Origin of the sequence: Flavobacterium sp. (genome assembly GCF_025352425.1) — a bacterium.
Lineage (GTDB): Bacteria > Bacteroidota > Bacteroidia > Flavobacteriales > Flavobacteriaceae > Flavobacterium.
This window is the reverse complement of record NZ_JANXTI010000058.1, coordinates 1-24,740: the sequence shown is the minus strand read 5'-3', so window position 1 is coordinate 24,740 and position 24,740 is coordinate 1. Positions and strand designations below refer to the sequence as shown.

General features: G+C 37.9%; 22 protein-coding genes and 1 pseudogene. 6 read left to right on the top strand and 17 right to left on the bottom strand.

Features of this window, described 5'->3' with window-relative positions:
- Positions 1–121: pseudogene (locus Q0Q99_RS07905) on the top strand (IS982 family transposase); the annotation flags it as partial.
- Positions 122–135: 14 nt separating this feature from the next.
- Here Q0Q99_RS07905 and Q0Q99_RS07900 read toward each other — a convergent pair.
- The 8 genes from Q0Q99_RS07900 to Q0Q99_RS07865 form a co-directional block, all read right to left on the bottom strand.
- Positions 136–552, bottom strand: a complete 417-nt coding sequence (locus tag Q0Q99_RS07900) for a hypothetical protein (RefSeq protein ID WP_293893966.1) — start codon at positions 550–552, stop codon at positions 136–138.
- The gene (gene fabD / locus Q0Q99_RS07895) at positions 552–1,424 is read right to left on the bottom strand and encodes an ACP S-malonyltransferase (RefSeq protein WP_293893963.1); all 873 of its coding nucleotides are present in this window, start codon (positions 1,422–1,424) and stop codon (positions 552–554) included. Before fabD ends, Q0Q99_RS07900 begins: the two co-directional genes overlap by 1 nt.
- Before the next feature lie 42 nt (positions 1,425–1,466).
- Complete coding sequence (locus Q0Q99_RS07890) at positions 1,467–1,997, bottom strand: NADPH-dependent FMN reductase (protein WP_293893960.1); 531 nt, start codon at positions 1,995–1,997, stop codon at positions 1,467–1,469.
- A gap of 124 nt (positions 1,998–2,121) precedes the next feature.
- Complete coding sequence (locus Q0Q99_RS07885; protein ID WP_293893958.1) at positions 2,122–2,838, bottom strand: pirin family protein; 717 nt, start codon at positions 2,836–2,838, stop codon at positions 2,122–2,124.
- Between the two features lie 78 nt (positions 2,839–2,916).
- A complete protein-coding gene (locus tag Q0Q99_RS07880; RefSeq protein ID WP_293893956.1) occupies positions 2,917–3,492 on the bottom strand; it encodes a Crp/Fnr family transcriptional regulator in 576 nt (191 codons plus the stop codon).
- A gap of 62 nt (positions 3,493–3,554) precedes the next feature.
- Positions 3,555–3,896, bottom strand: coding sequence for a DUF6370 family protein (locus Q0Q99_RS07875; protein ID WP_293893953.1), 342 nt, complete (start codon positions 3,894–3,896; stop codon positions 3,555–3,557).
- A gap of 12 nt (positions 3,897–3,908) precedes the next feature.
- Positions 3,909–5,093, bottom strand: coding sequence for a pyridoxal phosphate-dependent aminotransferase (locus Q0Q99_RS07870; RefSeq protein ID WP_293893951.1), 1,185 nt, complete (start codon positions 5,091–5,093; stop codon positions 3,909–3,911).
- Between the two features lie 59 nt (positions 5,094–5,152).
- Positions 5,153–6,247: an acyl-CoA desaturase gene (locus Q0Q99_RS07865; RefSeq protein ID WP_293893949.1), complete on the bottom strand. Its 1,095-nt coding sequence runs from the start codon at positions 6,245–6,247 to the stop codon at positions 5,153–5,155.
- Between the two features lie 108 nt (positions 6,248–6,355).
- On the opposite strand from Q0Q99_RS07865, the gene rsmG reads away from it, so the two are divergent.
- A complete protein-coding gene (rsmG, locus tag Q0Q99_RS07860) occupies positions 6,356–6,985 on the top strand; it encodes a 16S rRNA (guanine(527)-N(7))-methyltransferase RsmG (protein ID WP_293893947.1) in 630 nt (209 codons plus the stop codon).
- A 33-nt stretch (positions 6,986–7,018) separates the two neighbouring features.
- On the opposite strand, the gene Q0Q99_RS07855 is transcribed toward rsmG, so the two are convergent.
- From Q0Q99_RS07855 to pruA, 3 genes are all read right to left on the bottom strand, one after another.
- A complete protein-coding gene (locus Q0Q99_RS07855; RefSeq protein WP_293893945.1) occupies positions 7,019–8,050 on the bottom strand; it encodes a T9SS type A sorting domain-containing protein in 1,032 nt (343 codons plus the stop codon).
- Between the two features lie 170 nt (positions 8,051–8,220).
- Positions 8,221–9,432, bottom strand: a complete 1,212-nt coding sequence (locus Q0Q99_RS07850) for a YCF48-related protein (RefSeq protein WP_293893942.1) — start codon at positions 9,430–9,432, stop codon at positions 8,221–8,223.
- 92 nt (positions 9,433–9,524) lie between these two features.
- Positions 9,525–11,153, bottom strand: coding sequence for an L-glutamate gamma-semialdehyde dehydrogenase (pruA, locus tag Q0Q99_RS07845; protein ID WP_293893939.1), 1,629 nt, complete (start codon positions 11,151–11,153; stop codon positions 9,525–9,527).
- Positions 11,154–11,347: 194 nt separating this feature from the next.
- Between pruA and Q0Q99_RS07840 the strand changes: the two genes are divergently transcribed.
- The 4 genes from Q0Q99_RS07840 to pdeM are packed head-to-tail and all read left to right on the top strand — an operon-like array spanning position 11,348 to position 17,090.
- Complete coding sequence (locus Q0Q99_RS07840; protein WP_293893936.1) at positions 11,348–12,376, top strand: ligase-associated DNA damage response exonuclease; 1,029 nt, start codon at positions 11,348–11,350, stop codon at positions 12,374–12,376.
- Positions 12,377–12,387: 11 nt separating this feature from the next.
- Positions 12,388–13,989: an ATP-dependent DNA ligase gene (locus Q0Q99_RS07835; protein WP_293893933.1), complete on the top strand. Its 1,602-nt coding sequence runs from the start codon at positions 12,388–12,390 to the stop codon at positions 13,987–13,989.
- 3 nt (positions 13,990–13,992) lie between these two features.
- The gene (locus Q0Q99_RS07830; protein WP_293893931.1) at positions 13,993–16,452 is read left to right on the top strand and encodes a ligase-associated DNA damage response DEXH box helicase; all 2,460 of its coding nucleotides are present in this window, start codon (positions 13,993–13,995) and stop codon (positions 16,450–16,452) included.
- Between the two features lie 8 nt (positions 16,453–16,460).
- Positions 16,461–17,090 (top strand): ligase-associated DNA damage response endonuclease PdeM, encoded by a 630-nt coding sequence (gene pdeM / locus Q0Q99_RS07825; protein WP_293893928.1) that lies wholly within the window; start codon positions 16,461–16,463, stop codon positions 17,088–17,090.
- On the opposite strand, the gene apaG is transcribed toward pdeM, so the two are convergent.
- From apaG to Q0Q99_RS07795, 6 genes are all read right to left on the bottom strand, one after another.
- Positions 17,087–17,473: a Co2+/Mg2+ efflux protein ApaG gene (gene apaG / locus Q0Q99_RS07820; RefSeq protein ID WP_293893926.1), complete on the bottom strand. Its 387-nt coding sequence runs from the start codon at positions 17,471–17,473 to the stop codon at positions 17,087–17,089. The genes pdeM and apaG overlap by 4 nt on opposite strands.
- A gap of 70 nt (positions 17,474–17,543) precedes the next feature.
- On the bottom strand, positions 17,544–18,794 hold the full coding sequence (locus Q0Q99_RS07815) for a DUF5103 domain-containing protein (protein ID WP_293893924.1): 1,251 nt from the start codon (positions 18,792–18,794) through the stop codon (positions 17,544–17,546).
- A 65-nt stretch (positions 18,795–18,859) separates the two neighbouring features.
- On the bottom strand, positions 18,860–19,630 hold the full coding sequence (locus tag Q0Q99_RS07810; protein WP_293893921.1) for a class I SAM-dependent methyltransferase: 771 nt from the start codon (positions 19,628–19,630) through the stop codon (positions 18,860–18,862).
- Complete coding sequence (gene map, locus Q0Q99_RS07805) at positions 19,627–20,448, bottom strand: type I methionyl aminopeptidase (RefSeq protein ID WP_293893918.1); 822 nt, start codon at positions 20,446–20,448, stop codon at positions 19,627–19,629. Before map ends, Q0Q99_RS07810 begins: the two co-directional genes overlap by 4 nt.
- Positions 20,449–20,492: 44 nt before the next feature.
- Entirely contained in the window at positions 20,493–22,010 is a 1,518-nt protein-coding gene (gpmI, locus tag Q0Q99_RS07800) for a 2,3-bisphosphoglycerate-independent phosphoglycerate mutase (RefSeq protein WP_293893916.1), read from the bottom strand.
- 40 nt (positions 22,011–22,050) lie between these two features.
- Positions 22,051–24,498, bottom strand: a complete 2,448-nt coding sequence (locus Q0Q99_RS07795) for a DUF5916 domain-containing protein (protein ID WP_293893913.1) — start codon at positions 24,496–24,498, stop codon at positions 22,051–22,053.
- Positions 24,499–24,740 lie beyond the last annotated feature (242 nt).

The window sequence follows — 24,740 nt, the reverse complement described above, 5'->3', positions numbered from 1 at the left end:
ATCTTTTGAAGGATTTAAAACAAGAATTTTAGCTAAAATAACAGCATTAACTTTGGTTCAATATATCAATAAATTCATATTTGATAGACCAATAAACAATATTAAAAATCAAATTATTTAATTACACCCAACGGGTTAATTTTCTATATGATGTTCAAGAATTATTGTTGGGCCATAGTCGCCTAGTGATTCGTTATTTTTAAAACTATGAATTTTTCCATCCAAAGCAGCAAATATTTCAGCTTCCTCATTTAACCACAAATCCAATCCTATATGAATATTACGTTCTTCATCAATTTGGTTCTTGAAAACAGTACTTCTTTTGTATAAATTCCGGGTTTCCAAATAACCACCAAAAGCTATTTTCGTTTGATGATGGTCTAAATAGTGTTGAATATAGTGTTCGTAATCTTTTGCGGTAACTAAATTTTGGCGAATCAGATTTTCATTAGTCACGGATAAATCCAAAGGCACATAATCCTTATAATCAATAGCGGCGGAAATGACTTTAGCCGATTTAACTTCGCTTAAGATTTCGAGGATATCTCTCATTAAGCCGAAATAATTTCTACTTCTCTGTCAATTTTATTTACCAGTCCAACTAACACTTTTCCAGGCCCAACTTCTGTAAAACTGGTCGCTCCATCTTTTATCATTTGTTGCACTGATTGTGTCCATCTTACCGGAGTAGTCAATTGGATAATCAAGTTTTTCTTAATCTCGTTAGCATCAGAAACTGCAGCAGCGGTAACATTTTGGTACACCGGGCAGCTTGGTGTTGAAAACGTTGTTGCTTCAATCGCCGCTGCCAATTCTTCTCTTGCAGGTTCCATCATTGGTGAGTGAAATGCGCCGCCAACAGGTAAAATCAAGGCACGTTTAGCACCGGCTTCCTTCATTTTTTCGCAGGCTAATTCCACAGCTTTGTATTCACCTGAAATAACCAATTGCCCCGGACAATTGTAATTTGCCGCTACCACAACTCCGTCAATAGAAGCACAAATATCTTCCACAATTTTATCTTCCAGATTCAAAACTGCAGCCATTGTACTTGGTGTAATTTCACAGGCTTTTTGCATTGCCAAAGCTCTTTGTGAAACCAATTTTAATCCGTCTTCAAACGATAAGGAACCGTTGGCAACCAATGCCGAAAATTCGCCTAATGAATGTCCGGCAACCATATCGGGTTTAAAGTTGTCTAAGGTTTTGGCTAAAATAACAGAATGTAAAAAAACTGCAGGTTGTGTAACTTTGGTTTCTTTCAATTCTTCGGCAGCTCCTTCAAACATAATATCTGTAATTCGGAAACCTAAAATATCGTTTGCTTTTTCGAATAAGTCTTTGGCTAAAGCCGAATTCTCATATAAATCCTTACCCATTCCGGTAAATTGTGCTCCTTGTCCTGGAAAAACGTATGCTTTCATGTGAAGTTGTTAATGTATTGAAGGGCAAAAATACTAATTAAATTATAACTCAATTGAATCAATAATTTTCAGAAGATTTTTATTTAATTCTTCATTTGAAATTAATCCTTTCTCAGCATCAAAATTCTCATCAAAACTAGGTAATGAAAAACTTCCTTTTACAACGCCGCCCTGAAAGGGCATTCTTTTTACAGCAATATCAAGCACCGAACTTCCGCCTCTTGCTCCGGGCGAAGTAGCCAATAGAAGCATTGGTTTCTCCTGGAATGTTTTACTGTTGATGCGTGAGGTCCAGTCCACAATATTTTTAAATGCAGTGGTAAAGTTCCCATTGTTTTCGGCAAAGGATATCAGGATAAAATCGGCATCTCCAATTTTATTATAAAAATCGTGTGCCAATTGTGGAAAACCGTCTTTCTTCTCGCGGTCTTTTGAATAGATAGGCATTTCATAATCATTCAAATCCAAAAGGTCTATGCTCACATCTTTGAAAAGTCCGGATGCATATTTTGCTAATTGTTTATTAATGGAATCGCTGCTGTTTGATGCGCCAAAGGCGAGTATTTTTTTCATATTCTGCTTATGTAATGGTTAATGTCTATTTGTTTTGTCATTTCGACGAAGGAGAAATCACACAACTTGATTAGTGTAATGCGATTTCTCCGGTTGGTCAAAATGACAAATTGGGGGCGATTAATTATTGTGTCATCGGAACTTCCATTAATAATATTTCTGCATCCGAAGTTACTTCAAAAGTTACTTTATCAAAATCGGTGATGCCTAAACCATCGCGTTGTTCCAATTCCTGACCGTCCACTTTTACGCTTCCTTTTATTACAAAGACATATAAACCGTAGCCTTCTTTTTTGTGGTCGTAATCCAAAGCGGTTCCTTTATCCAAATTTCCCATGTGAAACCAGGCATCTTGATGAATCCATACTCCGGCATCATCTGCATTGGGAGATAAAATTTGTTGTAATTTATTGTGACGATCTGTTGTATCCAAAGTGATTTGTTGGTAACGAGGCTCCACATTTTTAATTTTTGGGAACACCCAAATTTGCAACAGATTCGTTCTTTTATCATGGTTCGGATTGAACTCAGAATGTTGGATTCCGGTTCCGGCGCTCATAACCTGTACATCGCCAAATTTGATCACTTCCGTATTTCCCATACTGTCTTTATGAGCCAAATCACCTTCAAGCGGAATCGTAATGATTTCCATATTATCATGCGGATGTGTTCCAAAACCCATTCCGCCAGCAACGATATCGTCATTCAAAACCCTAAGAACGCCAAACTGAACTCTTTCCGGTTCATAATAGCTGGCGAAACTAAAAGTATGATGTGCGTTTAACCAACCGTGATCGGCATGTCCGCGTGTGTTTGCTTTGTGTACAACTGTATTTTTCATGATGCATAAATTTAATGATTATTATGATACAAATTTACATCGACAAGTTTGCGGAAGCACTTAATGTAGGTTAAGATATTATTTTCTGAGTAAGCGGGATTTCATTTTACTAAAAAACTCCGGAGTTACGCCAATAAAGGAAGCAATCTGTTTTTGAGGCACTTTCTGAATTAAGCCTGGATGTTTTTTGCAGAATTTGTCAAAGCGCTCTTCCGCAGTAAGACTGAGGTTGTCCATTAGGCGTTCTTGGTTTGCTACCAAAGAGTTTTCGATAAGAATTCGAAAAAAACGTTCCAGTTTTGGAATTTCGATATATAACTGTTCCTGATTTTCTTTGGATAAAACAACTACTTCGGCATCTTCCAAAACTTCGATGAAAAGATTGCCAGGTTTTTGCGAAAGTAGGCTGTACATATCACTAATCCACCAGCCTTCACAGGCAAAACTCATTACATGTTCGACGATATTGTCATTGATATTAAAGCTTCGAAGCAAACCTGAATTCACGAAATAGCCTTCTTTACAAACCTGACCGGCATTTTGAAGAATGGTTTTAGCTTTATAATGTTGTGTTTCTGTTTTAGATAAAAAGAGTAATTCTTCTTCCGGAGTTAGTGAAACGTGTTTCGAAATGTTCTGTATTATCAAACTCATATTCCCAAAAGTACAATAAAACGAATACATAAAAAAAGCGGAAATTAATTCCGCTGTATGTTTTAGTGTTTATGACCTTCGTGCTCATTATGAGCTTCCACAGGAAGCAGCTTAAAGCTTGAAGCAACAAACCGGTCGCCTTTTATTTCGCCAACAACTTCTGCTTTTCTGATAGCTGAGCAAAATCCGTCAGCAGCGTGAGCATCACCGTGTTTGTGGATATCGGTTCCGTCAACAAAATACGATTTACCATCAATACGAACAGCTAAGTCGCAGCCGCCTTTGCCTTTCATTCCGAATTGGCATTGACCGCAGGACGCTTCCACGATTTGGGTTTTTGGTTTGTCTTGTGCATTTACAGAAATGCATACAAAAAGAACAAGAATTGAAATTACTTTTTTCATGATAAATATAATTTAAGATAAAGCTTCCTTGATTCTGTTGAAAGCTTCGGTTAATAATTCTTCACTGGTGGCATACGAAATCCGGATGCAGTCTGGATTGCCAAAAGCGTCGCCGGTTACTGTCGCAACATTGGCTTCCGATAATAAATACATCGAGAAATCATCCGCATTGTCAATCAATTTTCCGCGCAATGTTTTTCCGAAAAACGAAGATACATCAGGGAAAACATAAAAAGCTCCTTCGGGAACATTTAGTTTTAATCCCGGAATGTTTTTGGTTAAACCAACCACCAAATCCCTACGGTTTTTAAAAGCAGCAACCATTTCGTTCAATACTTTTGGGTCAGCATCAACAGCGGTAATGGTAGCTCTTTGCGCAATAGAATTGGCTCCGGAAGTAACTTGTCCTTGCATTTTGGTACAGGCCTTGGCAATAAATTCGGGTGCACCCACATAACCAATTCTCCAACCCGTCATAGCGAATGCTTTGGCTACACCATTAACCGTAATGGTTCTTTCAAACAAACCGGGAATAGAGCCAATGCTGCAAAATGTTCCTGAGAAATTGATGTGTTCGTAGATTTCGTCAGAAACGATATAAATATTTGGGTGTTTTTCCAATACTTTTCCAATAGCCGTCAACTCCTCACGGTTATAAACCGAACCACTCGGATTACAAGGCGAACTGAACCACATCATTTTGGTCTTTGGTGTGATGGCTTTTTCTAATTGTTCTGCAGTTATTTTAAAATCGGTTTCAACAGAAGTTGGCACTTCTACCGGAATTCCGCCTGACAATTTGATGATTTCATAATACGAAACCCAATAAGGCGCCGGAAGAATTACTTCGTCACCATCATTCAGCATTACCTGTGCAATATTGTATAACGATTGTTTGGCGCCGGTAGAAACTACGATATTAGCGGGTTTGTAGTCGAGATTATTATCGCGTTTGAATTTTCTGCAAATGGCTTCCTTCAGTTCCATATATCCATCAACGGGCGTATAGGTGCTGTAGTTTTCATCAATCGCTTTTTTAGCGGCTTCCTTAATGAAATCGGGTGTATTGAAATCGGGTTCACCTAAACTTAGACTGATGATATCTCTTCCTTGGGCTTTTAATTCTCTTGCCAATGCTGCCATTGCGAGAGTTTGTGATGTAGATAAATTATTAATTCTGTCCGATAAAATACTCATTGTTTGATGCTGGTTATGTTAAATAAAGAAACGCCGATAACCGCGTCTTCTGATATAAATTAGGCTACTTGTGGTGGTCTTCCCAATTCCCTTAAATGTTTAAAATGCGACGCGATAGCAGCCCGTGTTGTTTTGAACTCAAAGTATGGAAGTTCGCATTCTGCTGCAGTCTGTTTTACAATTTCGGCAATTTTACCATAGTGAACATGGCTGATATTTGGGAACAAATGATGCTCTACCTGATGATTTAATCCGCCGGTATAGTAGTTTACCAACCAGTTTTTTGGAGCAAAGTTCGCCGTAGTAAATAACTGGTGGATTGCCCAGGTATTTTCGATTTCACCATTGTCATCCGGGATTGGATTCTCCGTTTCTTCAACAACGTGTGCCAATTGGAAAACAACGCTTAATATCACTCCGGCAGTATAATGCATTACCAAAAAACCTAAAACTACTTTCCACCATGCTATTCCCATAACGAGCGGGGCCACTATCCAAATAGAGAAATAAATAACTTTAGTGATGATTAAGGTTGTCCAGCGAATCGCAGGTTTTTTGAATTCGCCATAAGATAAGTTTCTTTTTAAATAGCGTTTCATCTGAAGAAAATCAGTGGTGATTGCCCAGTTGAAGGTTAACAATCCATAAAGGAAAACAGAATAGTAATGTTGGAATCTGTGCAGTTTATACCATTTCGCTTCCTTGGTAAAACGCATAATTCTTCCCGCTTCCAAATCCTCATCGTGCCCCAAAATGTTAGTGTAGGTATGATGCAAAACATTGTGCTGTACTTGCCAATTGTATACATTTCCGGCCAAAATATAAATGCTCCCGCCCATAAATTTATTTACCCAGGATTTAGAGGAATACGCACCGTGATTTCCATCGTGCATCACATTCATTCCAACGCCAGCCATTCCAACGCCGATAACAACATTAAGCAGAAGGTACGCCCAGATAGGCATGTGCATTGCTAATAAAATAAAATAAGGTGTGAGGAAAATAGAAAACATCACTATAGTTTTCAAGTGCAGCTTCCAGTTTCCAGTTCTTTCTAAATTGTTTTCCTTAAAATAGTTGTTTACCCTAGAGTTAAGCGTTCTAAAGAATTTTAGGCTATCTGTTTTGGAAAATATAGGAGTCGGGGTATTCATTTATTGTATTTTAAATTTTGCTCAAAGATAATTATTATAATTTTTTAAAGATTATAAACAAATCATAATTATCAACCAAAAGTTTTATTTTTGTTGAAAATTCAATATATGGATGAAATTATTAAACAATTTCCTAATCTTACTGAAAATCAAATACTACAGTTTCAGAACCTCGAAGGCTTGTATCAGGATTGGAATGCTAAAATCAACGTAATTTCGCGGAAGGATATTGATGAATTATATACCAAACACGTTTTGCATTCATTGGCTATTGCCAAAATCCAGCCGTTTGAAGCAGGGGCGTATGTTTTAGATGTTGGCACCGGTGGAGGTTTCCCCGGAATTCCTTTAGCAATATTATTTCCTGAAACCCGCTTTTATCTGATAGATGTAATCCTCAAAAAAATCAATGTGGTCAAAGCTGTTGCCGAGGCATTGGAATTAAAAAACGTTAAAGCGGAACAAATACGTGCCGAAAATGTCAAAGGCGATTATGATTTTATTGTCAGTCGTGCCGTGACCAATATGCCAGACTTTGTTTCCTGGATAAAAGACAAAATCAAAAAGCAAAATAAGCACAACATGCCTAACGGAATTCTCTATTTAAAAGGTGGCGATTTGACAGAAGAATTAAAGGACTTTCCAAAAGCAACCGAATATAACATTGCGGAATTCTTCACAGAAGAATTCTTTGAAACCAAAAAAGTGGTGCATTTGCCACTCAATTTTAAAGCATAAAAAAAGCCTCTTTTTTAAGAGGCTTTTGTTTTTTTAATCTTTTACGATTTTCCTTGTTACACTTCCATTTTCGTTTCCGATGGTAATAAGATAAATCCCTTTTGACAATGAAACTGGAATTTCAAATGTTCCGCTAATATTTTGGTTTTCTATCTGATAAATCGTTTTGCCTAACATGTCGGTAACAAAAACAGATGCATTTTCAATTGAATTCGATGTGTTAACTTCAATGGAACTCTGAACAGGGTTCTTAATCCATACTGATTGAAATGCAGCATTTGCATTGGACAAAAGAGGAATGTTTCCTAGTTCATAGGTAGTATTGTTTTCGTTAATTCCTGCAGCAGAAGCTACAACAATAGTATTTATGCTCCTGAATTTGAAGTTGTTCGTTGAATCACTCGGATCATAATAGGCATAAGTTGTCTGTGAAGCGGTTCCTACCGGGAAAATGCTAACATATAAGGTTACTGCCAGCACCGTTTTTAATCGGGTTACGTTCGCTGTATACGCATAATCAGGTAAATTTAAGACGCCATAAGCATCTACTGTAGTAGTTAATGTTCCGGAAAACGTGCCCGAGTTGGTGCCCGCGTTGTAGGTTCCGCTCACGCTATTATCAGTATTCGTAAACGGATACACCATTGGGAAGGCGCCTAATGTAGCATTTCCGCTTCCACCGCTTCCACCATTGCAATTAATAGTTAATCCGGTTGCTGTTAATCCGGTAATAGAAACCGTTCCGGCAGTGTTTTTGGTAAACATCCTTCCTTCGGATGTAGTCGTTCCTTGCTGTGAAGTTGTTACAATAACGGTATTGGTCCCCGGATAGGTTGTTGCCTCTGTTGCGGTTGGCGCTAGGTTGGTATAAGTGGACGTGCCGACAGGTATAAAACCACTAAACGTATAGATTTGATTGGCACCGCTGGCAGTTTGGTTTGGTGCAGTTGCTGAAGTTACGGCCGTGCTTACGAAACCATTGGTGCTATAAAAGGAATTTACCTGATGCTGCGAAAAGCCCACAACGGTTATTATAAGGAATGATGCAAGTAATTTTGTTTTCATAATATTTTTTTAAAGAAATTGACAATGAGGTAATTTATATCAAATGTATAAAGAAAGTTTAAGGCTAGGGTTGATTTTATCCACAAAGTTTTTTAGATGAAAAGAATAATTTAACAGTAAAGAAAATTTTAATTTATAGAATTTTAAACTTTTTGTCAAACGATAATCGATTACTGTTTTATCAATTTTTTAGTAATAGGTATTTCACCACATGTTACCTCCATTAAATAGATGCCTTTTGCTAAAGAACTTACATCAATAGTTGAATTGACAGTTGTCGTCTCTAAAACTCTGCGACTATTCATGTCTGAAATAATAATAGAACTTATAGGTGTGTTGTTTTTGTTTTCCAAGATGATGTTATTTGAAGTTGGGTTTGGATAAATCATAACATTATCGGCTTTGACAAATTCATATACTTCTAAATTTTCCATATTGCCGGTTGTATTTTTGTAAATATGCCCATATTCTCCAACAACATAACCATTTGTTGCATCTGCAAAAGTGATAGCTGTAAAAGGTCGGTTTCCAGCAGTATCAGAATAACAATTTTGTGCTTCTTGAATTTCTCCTGTATTTGTAATCTCACTTTTTCTAATACAGAAAGTTGAACAGCCACAAAGAGTAAATGCGTTTTCAACACTCCAAACTTCATTTTCATTTGATGAAAACAAATCCGCTGGCGGAGCCATTGAAGCAGCCATATTTGTTAAATTTAATCCACCATCAATTGTTTTGAAAACAGAGCCAGATGTAACAAAGCCGATAGTTTCATTTAGAAAGTTAAAAGTAGAAATCTGATTAGATAGCAATGTCCAGGTAGTTCCTCCATCAATGGTTTTTATAAAAGCGTAACTATTGTAATTATCATAACTTGAGGCATACCCAATTTGGTCGTTTAAAAACTGAATGGTTTTGACGGGATAAATGGTGCTATAGTTTTGAGCAATAAAATTGGCACCGCCATCAATAGTTTTTCTAATCAAACCATTATCACCCGAGATGTAAAAATTGCTTTCATTCACACAAGATAGTCCATAAAGATTTGTTGTAATTCCTGTAGTAATGGATGACCAGTTCTCTCCTCCATCTATGCTTTTAAGAAGCGTGCCATCCTCACCAACGGCGTATCCTGTATTTGCATTAACAAATTGTAGTTTCATCAAATTTGAGGTAGTGCCCGAGGTTTTCTGAACCCAATTTGCGCCACCATCAATTGTTTTCAAGATAGTTCCTCCGTTGCCAACTACAACTACAACATTTCCGCTGATACCATAAACATCATTTAGATTTGCAGTTACTCCAGAAGTCTGAGGAGTCCACCATTGTCCATAAAAAGGAATTGATACTAAAATAAAAACCAACAAGAATAGTTTTTTCATCATATACTCTGTATGAATCAAAAGTAAATAAAAAAACTCATCCATTTCTGAATAAGTTTTTTCAATTGTATAATAATAATTTCACTTTAAATTTATTCGCCCAAAAATGGATAACGATAATCTTCCGGAGTTACGAATGTTTCCTTAATAGTTCGTGGTGAAACCCAACGCAATAGGTTTTGCATTGAACCCGCTTTATCATTTGTGCCTGATGCTCTTGCGCCTCCGAAGGGTTGCATTCCAACAACGGCACCTGTTGGTTTGTCATTTATATAGAAGTTTCCGGCGCTATTTTGTAAAGCCGTTGTAGCTTCCTGAATGGCATATCTGTCCTGACTAAAAATTGCTCCGGTCAAAGCGTATTCTGAAGTTGCGTCAACCAATTCCAATGTCTCGACCCATTTCTTATCTTCATAAACATAAATCGTCATGACCGGACCAAAAAGTTCGGTTTCCATCGTAGCGTATTTTGGATTGGTCGTTACGATAACGGTTGGTTCAATAAAATAACCTTTTGACTTATCATAATTTCCGCCAACGATAATCTCAGCATCTGCATCAGCTTTAGCCTGGTCAATAGCTTTAGCTAATTTATCAAACGAACCTTCATGGATTACGGCTGTAATAAAGTTACCAAAGTCTTCAGGCGAACCCATTTTCATCGATTTTACATCAGTAATCAATTGCTCCTTCACAGCTGGCCACAAACCTTTCGGAATATAAGCTCTTGATGCTGCCGAACATTTTTGTCCCTGGAACTCAAAAGCACCACGTGTAATTCCGGTAACGACTTGTTTTACGTTTGCACTTGGGTGCGCCAATATGAAATCTTTTCCGCCAGTTTCACCAACGATTCTTGGATACGTTTTATACGTGTGGATATTTTCTCCAATCTTTTTCCAGATTTCTTTGAATACAAAAGTGGAACCTGTATAATGAACTCCGGCAAAATCGGGATGTTTCAAGATGGTATCGGTAATCATAACAGGATCTCCAAAAACAACGTTAATAACTCCATCAGGAACTCCGGCTTCCTTAAATACGTCGATAATTATTTTTGCAGAAAACACCTGGCTGTCGCTTGGTTTCCAAATCACAACATTTCCCATCAATGCAGCACTTGCAGGTAAATTTGCCGCAATAGCAGTAAAGTTAAAAGGAGTAATCGCATAAACAAATCCTTCCAAAGGTCGGTATTCAACTCTGTTCCAAACATCAGAAATTGATTTTGGCTGATCACTATAAATGTGAGTCATAAATTCTACGTTGTAACGTAAGAAGTCAATCAATTCACACGATGCATCAATCTCTGCCTGATAAATAGTTTTGGATTGCGAAATCATCGTTGCGGCATTTATTCTTGCTCTGTAAGGTCCGGCAATTAATTCTGCGGCTTTCAAAAAGATAGCGGCACGTTGTTCCCAAGCCATATTGGCCCATTTTTTTCTTGCTTCAAGAGCAACGGTAATAGCTTTCTCGACATGAACTTTTTCAGCTAAATGATAGGTTCCAACCAGATGTTGATGATCGTGTGGAGCCGACATATTTTTAGTATTTCCGGTACGGATTTCTTCGTTGCCGATATAGTTTGGAACATCAATAGTTTCGTTCCACATCTTCTTATAAGCTGCTAAAACAGCAGCCTTCTCAGGCGAATTGGGTGCGTATGATTTTACGGGTTCATTGACTGCTTTTGGAACGTGAAAAAAACCTTTTGGCATATTTTGAATATTAGATTGTTAGACTTTATAAATTCTTTTGATACAAGAATTTAATAACGAATGCAAAAGTACAAAGGATGATTTGATTATGTCTTAACAGAATGATAAAAAGTAGCAATTCAGTAAACTATTTTAGATATATTGTAAGCTAAAATAGAACTTTAAGTTTAAATTTGATATCCTCATTATTAGTTATGAAATCATCGCTACTCGCTTTTAACGACAAAGGAATTTACTGCAAACAGGCTGATGTGTATCTTGATCCATGGCGTCCGGTAAAAAATGCTATAATTACTCATGGGCATTCGGATCACTCTAGATGGGGACACCAAAATTATATCACACATCACACTAATGTTCCCATAATCAGACACAGGCTCGGAGAAATAAACGTCACCGCAAAAGAATGGAACGAAACTTTCGTTATCAATAATGTCAAATTTTCACTGCATCCCGCCGGGCATATTTTTGGAAGTGCGCAAGTTCGTGTTGAACATTTAGGCGAAGTCTGGGTTTTTACAGGAGATTATAAAACGGAAGACGATGGAATTGCGGTTCCGTATGAAGTGGTAAAATGCAATACTTTCATAACCGAAAACACTTTTGGGCTACCCGCTTTTAAGTGGACACCGCAAGCCGAGGTGATGACTGATATCAATAACTGGTGGGCAGAAAACAGGGCTGAAGGCAAAACCTCAATCCTATTTGGATATTCTCTTGGAAAGGCACAACGGCTTTTAAAATATCTCGATACCAATATCGGAACAATATACACGCACGGAGCTATAGAAAATATGACCAATGTACTGCGCCCGATGATTGATTTACCGCCAACAACATTAGTTACCCGCGAAACAAAAAAAGAGGATTTATCAGGAAGCATAGTTTTGGCTCCGCCAAGCGCGCACGGAAGTACATGGATTCGGAAAATGACACCATTTGTAACGGGTTCCGCAAGCGGCTGGATGGCTTTTCGTGGAGCGAGAAGAAGACGGGCCATTGATAAAGGCTTTGTGCTTAGCGACCATTGTGATTGGTATTCTTTATTAGATAGCATTAAGGCAACCGGTGCCGAGAAAATAATTTGCACTCACGGTTACAGCGATATTTTTTCTAAATATCTCCGGGAAATCGGGTACGATGCCCGAACCGAAAAAACCCAATACGAGGGTGATGAAGGCGAAACAGCAGATTTAGAAACAGCAGCCACTTCCGAAATTTAAAAACGGTAGACATGAAAAACTTTGCCGAACTTATAAAGGCATTGGACAGTTCCAATAAGACGAATGTTAAGGTTGACGCGTTAACTACATACTTCAAAAACGCATCCGACGAAGATAAAGTGTGGACCATCGCAATTCTTTCACACCGTCGTCCGCCGAGACCTGTGAATACTACTTTGCTTAGGCTTTGGGCCAATGAACTCGCTAATATTCCGTTGTGGCTTTTTGAGGAAAGTTATCATATTGTTGGCGATTTGGCAGAAACCATTGCGCTTGTGATTCCCGTTGCCAATGAACATTCGGATAAAAGTTTAAGCGAATATCTTCGGGAAATGATTGCCTTAAAAACTAAATCCGAAGAAGACAAGAAGGCTTATCTGCAGCAAAACTGGTTAGCACTAAATTATTACGAACGGTTCGTTTTTACCAAGTTAATTACCGGAAGTTTCCGCATCGGCGTGAGCCAAAAACTCATGACCAAAGCACTTTCTAAAGCTGAAAATGTAGATGAAAACACATTGGCCCACAAACTTATGGGGAATTGGAATCCCAATACAATCACTTTTCAGGAATTGATTTTGGACGAAAAGAACAGCGATTATCTTTCGAAACCGTATCCGTTTTACTTGGCATATCCCATCGAAGGTGAGGTTAACGTGCTTGGAAATCCTGAAGATTGGTCAATAGAACACAAATGGGATGGCATACGTTCGCAGACGATTATCCGTGAAAATGAAATCTTTGTATGGTCTAGAGGAGAGGAATTGGTTACCGATAAATATCCCGAGTTTCAATCGCTTCTAGGAAATATCCCAAACGGGACGGTCATTGATGCTGAAATACTGGCATTCAATAATAACGAAATAGGAACCTTCAATGATTTGCAAGCCCGAATTGGAAGAAAGTCTGTTTCCGCAGCCATGCTAAAATCTAACCCTGTAATACTAAAAGCCTACGATTTATTGGAATGGGAAGGAACAGATATTCGAAATCTCGCCTACAATGAACGAAGAATTCTCCTTGAAAATTTAATCGAAAGCATAAAAGATAAAAACCTTCCGTTGCAGCTGTCACAAAGAAAATCCTTAAATACATGGGACGAAGTTACCGAAGAAAGAATGCGTGCCCGCGAAATGCGAAGCGAAGGATTAATGCTGAAACGCAAAAACACACCATACTTGGTAGGACGAAAAAAAGGCGATTGGTGGAAATGGAAATTAGAACCTTTAGTAATTGATGCGGTTTTGACTTATGCCATGCGAGGCAGCGGAAGGCGCAGCACGTTATTTACCGATTATACTTTTGCGTTATGGCAAAATAATGAAGCAGGCGAAAAAGAGCTCGTAACATTTGCCAAAGCCTATTCAGGTTTGACCGATGAGGAATTCCGAAAAGTAGATGATTTTATTAAAAAGAACACACTCGAAAAATTTGGCCCCGTTAGAAGTGTAGTGCCGAAATTAGTTTTTGAGATTGGATTCGAAGGCATAGCTCTTTCCAAAAGACATAAAAGCGGAGTGGCTACCAGATTTCCAAGAATTCTGCGATGGCGTCACGATAAAACTGTTGAAGAAGCCAATACTATTGATGATCTTAAGGATATGATTTTGTAACCTATGAACAGAGAGGAATTATTTACACTAGCCGAAAATTGGTTTCAACAGCAAAACTGGAAACCGTTTGCCTTTCAGACACAAACCTGGACGGCTTTTCTTCAGGGCAAAAATGGTTTGCTTAACGCACCAACCGGCAGCGGGAAAACCTATGCGCTTTGGTTTCCAATAATCCTTAATTACATAAAAAAAAATCCTGATTATCAAACAAAGCCCAAACCTGGCTTGAAAGCGATATGGATAACTCCATTGCGGGCACTTTCGGTAGAAATAAAGCAAGCTGCGGAACGCGTTACTGCAGATTTAGCACCAAATTTAACGACAGCAATCCGCTCAGGAGATACTTCGCAAACCGAAAGGGCAAAGCAAAAAACCAAAATGCCGGACTTATTGATAACTACTCCGGAAAGCTTACAGTTATTATTGGCAACAAAGGATTATGAAAAAACATTTAAGGATTGCGATGCGATCGTAATTGATGAATGGCATGAGTTACTCGGGACGAAACGTGGAGTGCAAATGGAATTGGCACTTTCCCGTTTAAAAACGATTGCGCCTAAGTTAAGAATTTGGGGAATTTCGGCTACGATTGGAAATCTCGATTTGGCGCAAGAAGTTTTATTAGGCACAAATTCCGAAGCTTATAAAAATTCAGTCCTTATAAAAGCGAACATCAATAAAAAAATAAACGTCATATCGATAATTCCCGAAAAGATGGAAACCTATCCGTGGCGTGGACATATGGGTTTACATCTCATTGATGAGGTTGCCCAAATTGTTAGGAAGAGCAAATCTACTCTAATTTTTACCAATGTTCGGTCGGCATGCGAAATGTGGTTTCAGGCAATACTTGAAAAATATCCCGAATTTGCAGGCGAAATGGCAATGCATCACGGAAGCATCAGCAAGGAAACACGCTTATGGGTTGAAAATGCTATAAGAAATGACGAATTAAAAGTGGTGGTCTGCACTTCAAGTTTGGATTTAGGTGTCGATTTTGCTCCGGTGGAAACCATTATTCAAATTGGCGGACCAAAAGGTGTAGCGCGTTTTCTTCAAAGGGCAGGAAGAAGTGGCCATCAGCCGGGAAAGGAAAGTAACATCTATTTTCTGGCCACGCATGCGATAGAATTGATAGAAGCTTCCGCACTTAGAAAAGCAATTCGGGACACTTTAGTCGAAGACCGGATTCCGTATTTGCATAGTTATGATGTTTTAATTCAATACCTAAATACACTTGCGGTTTCGGATGGTTTTTTCCCGGATGCTATTTTCAAGGAAATTCAGACTACCTTTTGTTATCAAAATTTCACAAAAGAAAATTGGAAATGGATACTAAATTTTATTGTCAACGGAAGCCAAAGTCTTCAGGTGTATGACGAATTTAAGAAGGTGGAAATTGAGGAAGACGGCAGATTTAAAATCAACAGCCGGCGTACCGCCATGAATCACCGAATGCAAATTGGGACTATCGTTAGCGACGCAGCATTGAATGTGAAATACCTGAAGGGAGGATATCTTGGGACGATTGAAGAATGGTTTGCATCCAAATTGCAACCTGGAGACACTTTTACTTTTGCCGGCAAAAAGCTCGAATTTTACCGAACTAAGGACATGCAGGTTTTGGCGCGAAAGGCCAACCCGAAAAAGGTCTCAAAAAATATAAGTTGGATGGGAGGAAGAATGTCCTTCTCGGCTCAGATGAGTGAATTGATGCGGCAGGAATTATACAAGGCAAACACCGAAAATCTAACACCCGAATTAATAGCGCTGCAACCATTATTTGAAAGGCAAAGAAAAGAAAGTATCGTGCCAAATGCGGACCAGTTCCTTATTGAAACTTTTAAGACAAGAGAAGGATACCACGCCGTTTTTTATCCATTTGAAGGTCGATTTGTTCACGAAGCCATGGCAAGTTTACTATCGTATCGGATTAGCTTATTGTTTTCCATTACATTTTCGCTAGCTTATAATGATTACGGGTTTGAATTATTATCAGATCAGCAAATTGATATGGAGGCTGTTTTTGACAACAACTTATTTTCGCCGGAATATGTGCACCATGATCTACAGAAAAGTTTAAATGCTACAGAAATGGCTCGCAGAAAATTTAGGGATATTGCTGTAATCGCTGGATTGGTTTTTACCGGAATGCCGGGAAAACCTATAAAAACCAAGCACTTGCAAAGTGGTTCACAACTACTTTTTGAAGTTTTCAGGGATTATGAACCGGATAATTTATTGCTGCAACAAGCGTACATTGAAACGTTTGAACACCAGTTGGAAGAAGGACGTTTAATCCAATCGATTGAGCGTATAAATCAGCAGCAAATTGTTTGGAAGCAATGCGAAAAGCCAACACCACTAAGTTTTCCTATTATTACCGATCGACTACGTGAAAAATTATCGAGTGAAACATTGGCAGAACGTATTGCGAAAATGACAGCATCCTATATGAAATAAATCAGCAGATGAAAATTGAGATAAATAACAACAACTTTACTTTAAATGCCAGGGGTGCAATTTTTTGGGAAGAAAAGAAAATCCTTCTGATTTCAGATGTCCACCTGGGAAAGATAGCGCATTTTCGCAAACATGGAATTGCCATTCCGAGTAAAGCCATTAATGAAAACTTTAAAAGATTGGATGAGATTGCTGTATTATATAATCCCAGCAACATCATTTTCTTGGGTGATTTATTTCATAGTAAAATCAATAATGAATGGAAGTTTTTTTGTGACTGGGCGAATAAAATGAAATTAGAAATTATTTTAATAGAAGGGAATCACGATAGTATTTCAAATGATCATTATTGTGATTTGAATATTGCGGTTTATCAAGAACTTAGTATTGATGGCTTTTTATTGACCCATCATCCCACAGAAAATCCTGGTCTTTTTAACTTTTGCGGACACATTCATCCAGGAATAAACTTGAAAGATGTTGGAAGGCAATCCGTAAAACTACCCTGTTTTTTCAGAAGAGAAAATCAGTTGATACTGCCGGCTTTTGGTGAATTTACAGGCAATTTTTTTATAAAACCTAAAGATAATGACATAGTTTATGCCGTTGCAAATAATGAAGTTATCAGAGTGTTTTAATTCAATGCAAACGGTGCGCTTAATTTGAATGTTGGCACAATAACCTTGAAATTTTTGGTTGAAGTGAAATTGATCATATTGAAATAACCACTCATAGCTCCAAAAGGGGAAGATAACAAGCAACCAGAATTATAAGTATGCTTTTCTCCCGGTTTCAATACCGGTTTTTTACCAATTACCCCTTCACCGTCCACAATTTCAATATTGTTAAGGGAATCCAGAATTTCCCAATGACGGGTGTTTAACTGAACGGAATCTTTACTGTGGTTTTCGATGGTAATTTCATAACTAAAGGCAAAATGAAGTTTGTAGTTCTTGAAGTATGTTCCTTCAAAACTAGTCAAAACTGAAATCTTAATTCCTCTTGTTATCTGGGTAACCATAAAATTGGTTTATAAAACGATGTCAAAATTACAAAAAATACTGGTCCGTAGAATAATTTAATGTTAATTTTTAGTTAGTTATATCAACAGAACTTGCTATTCCTTTTCCTATAATCCTATCATAGCGCTGATTATTTTCCCTGTAATAAACCAGTACAAAATAGTTATTCTCCGTTTGGAAAAAATTACCATCGATAGCATTTTCTTCATCAATTTTTCCTTTGCTGTCAGCGATTACGTACTGATAATTGGTAAAACCTTGTTTTATCATGAGCGCTTTTTCGTAAATACCTTTTCCCGCATTGTATTCCATTTTGTTTTCGTCGTTCATTGCAAAATTGTTAAATATGCCGTTGACGTAAATCGATTTTTTATCATAGAAAGCCGGAGTTGAAAGCGAAAAATAGACCCATGCGTAATCGGCTTCAATTTCATTGTTTTGAGCGTTTATGTTTTTTATGATATAGTTTCCATTGATGTCTGGAAAATAAGTATAGGGAGCATTTGCTCTTGATTGATCTAAATAGAGATGGGCATCATACACACTATTTTTAGAATCTACCATCGCGATGCTGTTATTGGCGGCCCGAATATCTTTGTTTTCAAAAAAGTGAAATTCATTTCCAGCCCAAAACTGGGTTTCAGCATCATATTTATAAATCAAATCATTCCCAATTGTATATTGTGGTTTGATGTTGGTTATCGCATTATCAAATTTACCATTTTGCATCAGCATAACTTTTACGTTGCTCAACGGACTTTGAAAATTTATAGTCGCCGATTTTATTGCGAACTCTACATTTTGCTTTTGTTCAACAACCTTTAAATTTCGGGCTCTTTTTATTTGTATTGGTACGGAAACCAACTCTTCATAAAGTACAAATTTTCGTGAAAAAACAACTTCCTTATCTTCGTTCAAAATCTTTAGCACATAATTTCCACTTACCCTAAACTGAGTCAATCTGTTCGGAAATGAAAGTCTGTAATGCGAATAAACCTGTAACGAGTTGAAGGAGTTAGTATAATCTTGAATTCGCTGGTCGTCAAAACCGTTAAGATATTCCGATTTAGCCAATTGTGAAGGCTTCCAGTCGTAATCGCAATGCGTAATAGTGTAATAATAATTGGCTTCATTGCCATATAAATCATCAAACTGCAACTGAAAACCATCACCCAACTGAAAAACTGGTACGGCATTCTGATTGTTTTGAACAAAGCTTACGGTTTTTATATTGTATGGTGGCGAAACTTCTTTTTCTATCTGCGAAAATGAAAAAAGTGTAAACGACAATAAGCAAATGAAAAATGTCTTTTTTAGCATAGTTTGTGAATGAGAATCGTAAAGATACTAAAATTTACTTACCAAGATTATGCCAAAAGTTATCTTTACTTATAACAAACAGGGATAATCTCTCCTTTTGCCAGACAGTATTTTTCTACCAATTCAGGTGATATTTTTGCTGTATAATCTTCTTCAAACACTTTAAAGCCAATGCTTCTTAGCTTGTCAAAATAATCTCTTCCATAAACACGGACGTGGTCGTATTGCCCAAAGATTTTAGCGCGTTCTTTCTGATCCACAATCGTATCATCTGAAAAAGTTGCAGCTCTTGATAAATCCTGCGGAATCTGGAAAATCCCCATGCCGCGGGGTTTTAAAACCCTATATAACTCCTGCATGGCTTTGGTATCGTCAGGAATATGCTCCAAAACGTGATTGCAGAAAATAATATCATAAGTGTCATCTTCAAAAGGTAGATTGCATATATCGGCTTTGACATCAGCTAATGGCGAAAGCAAATCAGTTGTGGTGTAATCAATATTAATTTGCTTTTTGAAACGTTTATAGAATTCCTGCTCCGGTGCAAAATGCAATACTTTCTTTTTATTTGTAGATGTAAAAAAATCCGTTTCATTCTGCAAATACAGCCACAATAAGCGATGCCGCTCCAACGAAAGCGTACTCGGAGAAAGCACATTGTTTCTTTGGTTTCCGTAGCCATAAGGCAAAAACATCCGAAAACTTTTTCCGTCGATTGGGTCCGTAAATCGGTCTCCTTTTAACAAAAAAGCTAACATTGGACGAACCACGATACTCAACCGAATAAGGATTGGTCTTGGAATGGTATTCAATACAAATTTGAAAATCTTCTTCATAATAACACTAAGAGATTTTTACGGAATTCGTCTTCTTCGTTGGAGATTATTCCCAATGCCTTGTATATATATTGAAACGTTGAAAGCAGTTCCGGTTTTCCGTTTACCAAAGCAACATTGTGTTCAAAATGCGCGCTTGGTTTTCCATCGGCAGTGAGGATTGTCCAGCCGTCTTTTAATTGTTTTATGTTTTTGGTTCCCATATTAATCATAGGTTCGATGGCCACAACCATTCCTTCCACAAATAGTTTTCCGCGACCTCGTTTTCCATAATTTGGCATTTCAGGATCTTCGTGCATCTTGGTTCCCAATCCGTGGCCAACAAGCTCTCTAACGACACCATAACCGTGGGATTCGCAATGTTTTTGAATAGCATTTCCAACATCTTCCACACGATTTCCGGCTCTGAATTCTCTGATCCCAACGTATAAGGATTCTTTCGTAACGGTTAAAAGCTTTTTTACCTCCGGAGCGACTTCGCCAATTTCAAAGGAGTAGGCGTGGTCGCCATAATATCCGTTTTTTAAAACGCCGCAATCCACCGAAATCACATCGCCTTCCTGCAGCGGAGCGTTATTCGGGATTCCGTGTACAACCTGCGCATTCGGACTCATGCAAAGTGAATTTGGGAAACCATATAAGCCTAAAAAACCGGGAACTCCACCGTTATCGCGGATGAATTCTTCGGCGATTTTATCTAGTGCTAAAGTACTTACGCCAGGTTTGATGACTTTGGCAACTTCACCTAAGGTTTTGGAAACCAGCAAGGCACTTTCGCGCATCAATTCAATTTCTTCGGCTGTTTTTGGGATAATCATACATCAATTTTGAGTCGGCAAAAATACAATTTTTAATCTGACTTTTATAATAATGAATTTCGGGTCATTGCCGCTGGTTGTTCAATTCCCATTAATTCCAAAATAGTAGGAGCAATGTCACCCAGAATGCCATCGTGGATTGTTTTTAGTTCGGGGTCGACTAAAATGATTGGCACCGGGTTGGTGGTATGTGCCGTATTCGGGCTTCCGTCAGGATTAATCATCGTTTCGCAGTTTCCATGGTCGGCAATTACGATAGTAGTATAACCGTTTTCGAGTGCGGCTGTAATTACTTTCTCCACACATTTGTCAACGGCTTCGCAGGCTTTTATCGCAGCTGCCATGACGCCGGTATGACCAACCATATCGCCATTGGCAAAATTAAGGCAGACAAAATCTACTTCTTTTTTCTGTAATTCGGGCACAAGCGCTTCAGCTAACTCAAATGCGCTCATCTCGGGCTGTAAATCATAAGTTGCTACCTTTGGAGAGTTCCGCAGGATTCGGGTTTCCCCTTCAAACGGATGTTCACGACCACCTGAAAAGAAAAAGGTCACGTGTGGATACTTTTCGGTTTCCGCCATACGGATTTGCTTTTTATTGTTTTTTTCCAAAACCTCACCTAAGGTTTCGGTAATATTATCCTTGTCGAAAACGCGGTAAATGTTGTTGAAGGTATCGTCGTAATTAGTCATCGTAACATAATACAAATTCATTTTATGCATGTTCTGCTCCAAATGGTCTTTTTGTGAAAGTACTTCTGTTAACTGACGACCACGGTCGGTGCGAAAATTAAAGAAAATAACAACATCGCTTTCCTTAATTGTTGCTATTGGTTCGTTATGTTCATTTACCATTACAGTTGGCGGAATGAACTCGTCGGTTATGTCCTTTGCATAGTTTCCTTTTATAGAAGCAACTGCATTTGCCGAATGTTCGCCAATTCCATTAACCAATAAATCATAGGATTGTTTTACTCTTTCCCAACGCTTATCGCGATCCATTGAGTAATAACGCCCAATCACGGAAGCCAGTTTTACCGTACTGTTTTCAATATGGTGGAGGATATTGTCAATAAAACGGGTACCCGATTTTGGGTCGACATCTCGGCCATCCGTAAAGGCATGGATGAAAACTTTCTTCAAACCCGCATCTTTCGAAGCATCAATAAGCCCTTTCAAATGATTGATATGAGAATGAACACCGCCATCAGAAACCAATCCAAGGAAATGAACCGCCTTGTCGTACTCTTTTGCATAAGCGAAAGCGTCGGAAATGGCTTTTTCCTTATTGAAGGTTTTGTTCTCAACGGCAAGATTTATTCTGACTAAATCCTGGTAAATAATCCTTCCGGCACCAAGATTCATATGACCAACCTCGCTGTTTCCCATTTGACCTTCTGGCAAACCAACGTTCAGGCCATCGGTTCGGAGTTGTGCATTCGGGTATTTTTGGTATAAACTATTTATAAATGGAATATTGGCATTATCTATAGCGGAAACTTTTGGGTCGGGTGATTTTCCCCAACCGTCCAATATCATTAGGATTACTTTTTTGTTCATTTCGGCGTATTTTAACAAAGGTAATTCTAAAAAATTAGTTTTAGAAATGTATTCTTTCCTTTGGTTTGGTAAAGGATTTGGAAAGTTTGGAGCTTTTCAGCGAATTGTAATCTATAAAATAGCGAACGCTTATAGAAAAGACATGGCTCAGGTTTTGATTGTCAATGGCATCCCTGAAATTACTTTCAAACTGGCGACTGTATTCTCTACTGAATAAAGCGGAACTATTACGATACATCAAAGAAAGCTGGCTTCCCGGGGCAAACCACCAGGAATAAGATAAATCCATGTTCCAGGTATTTAGATTGGAGTTTTTATTAGTGTTGTAAATTAAATTATCAGCAAGGGTTCCATCATCTTGTAAAGTCAAATAGTCGTGGTTTACCGCATAGGACCAATAATGACGAACCGTTAAATTCAAATTCATATTGTTATTGAGGGAGTATTTCCCCTGAAGGGAATTAGTATAGGTAATCCGATTTCTTCTTGCAAAAATGGTATTCCCGTTTTCATCAAAGTCAACCCAGCCTGTATTTTTATTTTGCCTCGAGAATTTAAAGGCATAAATCAAGGATAAGTGATCGCTGAAACGGTATCTCGGACTTATGAAAACACTATAGTTTAACCTGTCTTTTTCGTTAAGAAAAGTTATTGACGGATTGAAGTCCAACGCAAATTTTCGAATATAATTAGAGGAAAAATAAAACCAGGTTTCAAATCGTTCAGGATAAATCACAAATTTCAAATCGTCTGCGGAGCGGGGTTCGTAGAAATCATAGACTTTGAACGGCCTGGTATTAATGCCATATGCGTAAAAATCATTTTTTGTATTGTTGGAATTTACCGATAGGTTCAGGTTATTATCCTGGGTTTTTCCGGTAGGGTTATCAAACTCCGAGTACAGATTCAAATTTACCCTAAAGCTGTTGTATTTTTTGGTAGGCTTTAAAATCCGATAGCTTGCATTTCCATAAAAGGAATGATAATGAGTTTTGAAGTTAATTCCCAGGTCATTATTATCATAGTCTTTGGAGATATAATTTCCCCCTACTCCATATCGGTAATTTCCCTTTGTCTTATTGAATTCTATAAAAGATTTAAAACCATTGGTGTCGTCAACATCATTAATCAGGCTGTACTGAAAATTACCCTGTGCCTGAAACGTATTGGCTTTTGTTTTCAAATCCCACGATAACGCACTAACATTGGCGTCCCTAAATTCCCCATTACGGGTAACATTTGTATTTGTTAATGAAACCGATGAATTTTTATTAAATCGTTGATCAAGGACAAAAACATTATAATTGGTTACCGGTGCCAGAGTTTCTAAATGGGTTTGATTGGTATCTGTATTTGTTACTTTAACGCTTGTTTGCTCGGTAACGGCGTTCAAAACACCAATTCCTAATCCACCTTTCGTACGTCCTGAAATTTTTAAAGCGTTGATTAATCTTATGTTGTTGGGATATTCATTAATGGTTTCGTTATCGGCTAATGCAATCGACGGACTTTCGCCAATTCTTCGTGTGTATAGTAAGTCGCCTTTATTAAATAGGTCGGTTCCTTCGGTAAAAAAAGGCCTGTTTTCATCGAACTGCTGTTCAAATGCACTAAGGTTTAACTCTACATTGTCAAATTTGGTTTGCCCAAAATCAGGAATTAAAATGGCATCTAGCGTAAAGGCATCATTGATTCCGTACTTTATGTCCAATCCGCCTTTCAATTCCCCATAGGTTTTTTGAATCTTGCTTGCATTTAAATAAAAGGAGGAAAAGGGAATCAAAAATAACCGTGTCGGTGTTTTTATATTTTCAATGCCTTCCAGTATTCCGGCCTGATTGCTTTCAGAATTTATTTCGTTCCGAATCAGGTTCCAGTTATACTGCTGATTATCGCGTCGGATTTCCCTGTAAAAATTCAAACCCCAGGTCTGTTTCTTTTCTGTCGAAAAACGTAAAGCAGCATAAGGTATCCTCATTTCGACAACCCAGCCAAAATTGGTAATCTGTGTTTTACTTTCCCAAATGGCATTCCATGAAAAGTCCTCTCCATTAGATTCGGTATAAAAAACATCTATCTGAACGCCGGCAGCACTTACAAAAAAGCGGAATTCCTGCTGCCCATCGTTATATCCGTTTAACTGTACTCCAAAATGATCTGCGGTTGCAAAGTTGTCTCTCTCGGTTAACTCTTTAGAAATCTCCGTAGGTTGCTCATCATACATGGTTGCCGCAACATATAAGGCTTCATTGGTATAAACAACTTTTACTTCTGTTTTTTTCTCAGGGGGAATTGGCACACCGTTATAGGGTGCAAACATTACAAAATCGGTTGCAATTTGAGCAGATTTCCAGGCCTTTTCATCGAACTTGCCATCAACGGTAATCTTTTCGTCGGTGAATTGTGTTTGAAGAATCTTTTTTTGCCCAAACAACTTGCCTGCAAAAAGCAAAATTATGCAAAGGAAATAGCAGGAATGTTTGGGCATTGGTAGTGCGGTTAGTCGAACAAAAGTAAATAATTAATTCCTATTTGCAACTTTTGAAATTAATAAAATCATTCTAAAAACAACAGGTTGCTATCTTAAATTTAACCCGTTGGGTGTAATTATTTGAAGTAAAATAAATTGATTAGATATTAGTCAAGATACTGAAATTCAGTATCTTGATGTCGCCAAACAAACCAATATCTATGTCAAATATAGTAAAAAATTATTTTAGAGTTTTAGAA